The organism is Bacillus sp. LR--39, assembly GCF_053613335.1.
Window position 1 is genome coordinate 1 of the sequence record NZ_JBSIOT010000180.1, and the last position, 1329, is coordinate 1329.

Sequence of the window (1329 nt, forward strand, 5' to 3'; positions counted from 1 at the left end):
GATCCATTAATTCTACTGAAATGACAGTCGCCCAGAAGATCCCGAACGTGCGGACCATCCAAGAGTTTTTCTTGATGCCGTCCGCTTCCTCTTCTTTTTCGCCTATCCAGAAGTGCTTAATGACGAGCCAAGCCAGGTAAAGCGCGCCAAGCACCTTGATCCACCAGAATTTAATAAGAAGCATACCGAGCCCGATAAAAATAAACCTGAAAATATAAGCTCCAAACAAACCATACGTTAACGCTTTTTTCCGCTGTTTTTCCGGCAGGTGTTTAACCATGACCGCAAGAACAAGCGCGTTATCGGCCGATAAAAGGCCTTCCAGAACAACAAGGGAACCGATCAAACCCCAGGAAACAGGATCCGTCAGAACTTCCCCCCACATTTTCCAATCGAAAAATGAAGCATACGTAGACAAAATATGATGTAAAAAGTCCAAGTTTTTTCCTCCTATTAATTTGAAACGGTGACTTCTCTATTTGTCACTCGCTTACACTTGCAAACCGTAATTCCGGCACAATGCAGCCAGCCCGCCGGAAAATCCGCTGCCGATCGCATTGAATTTCCACTCGCCGCCGTGTCTGTAAAGCTCACAAACGACAACAGCTGTTTCAATGGAGAAGTCTTCTCCCAAATCGAAGCGAAGAAGCTCATTCTGCGTTTCTTCATCCACAACGCGGACAAATGCATTGGAAACTTGTCCAAAGTTTTGGCTGCGTGCTTCAGCGTCGTGAATGGTCACTGTGATGCCGATTTTCTCAATGTGAGCAGGGATTTTTGAGAAATCAACGATAATCTGCTCATCATCTCCGTCGCCCTCACCCGTGCGGTTGTCACCCGTATGGATGACACCGCCGCTCGGATGTTCAAGGTTATTATAGAAGACGAAATCGAGATCATTTACGCAGTTATCATGCGCATCAACTAAAAAGGCCGAAGCATCCAGGTCAAAATCGTGTCCGCCGGAATACTTGTTTGTATCCCAGCCTAAGCCGATCACCGCTTTTGTCAGTCCCGGATTTGTTTTCGTTAAATCAATGCGCTGTCCTTTTGATAATTGAATGGCCATACTGCCTCTCTCCTTTCTGCTCTTCGTATTTGTCTTAACCGACTTGCAAACCGTAGTCTGTTGCAATGCGGGCAAGGCCGCCTTGGTAGCCTGAGCCGATTGCGGAGAATTTCCACTCGCCGTTATGTCTGTAAAGCTCCCCTGCAATGATTGCCGTTTCAATAGAGAAATCTTCTGCAAGATCGTAACGGATGAGCTCTTCATTTGTTTCTTCATTTACAATGCGGACAAACGCGTTTGATACTTGTCCAAAGTTTTGG

Annotated in this window: 3 protein-coding genes; all 3 read right to left on the reverse strand. The window is 46.2% G+C overall.

Annotated elements, in window-relative coordinates; genetic code table 11:
• On the reverse strand, positions 1-439 hold a 439-nt coding region (locus ACWHAR_RS21570; RefSeq protein ID WP_452087781.1), incomplete at its 3' end, for a TerC family protein.
• A gap of 51 nt (positions 440-490) precedes the next feature.
• Positions 491-1069 (reverse strand): TerD family protein, encoded by a 579-nt coding sequence (locus ACWHAR_RS21575; protein WP_003241242.1) that lies wholly within the window; start codon positions 1067-1069, stop codon positions 491-493.
• 34 nt (positions 1070-1103) lie between these two features.
• Positions 1104-1329 (reverse strand): TerD family protein (locus tag ACWHAR_RS21580; protein ID WP_309460282.1); only part of this gene is annotated, 226 nt, incomplete at its 5' end.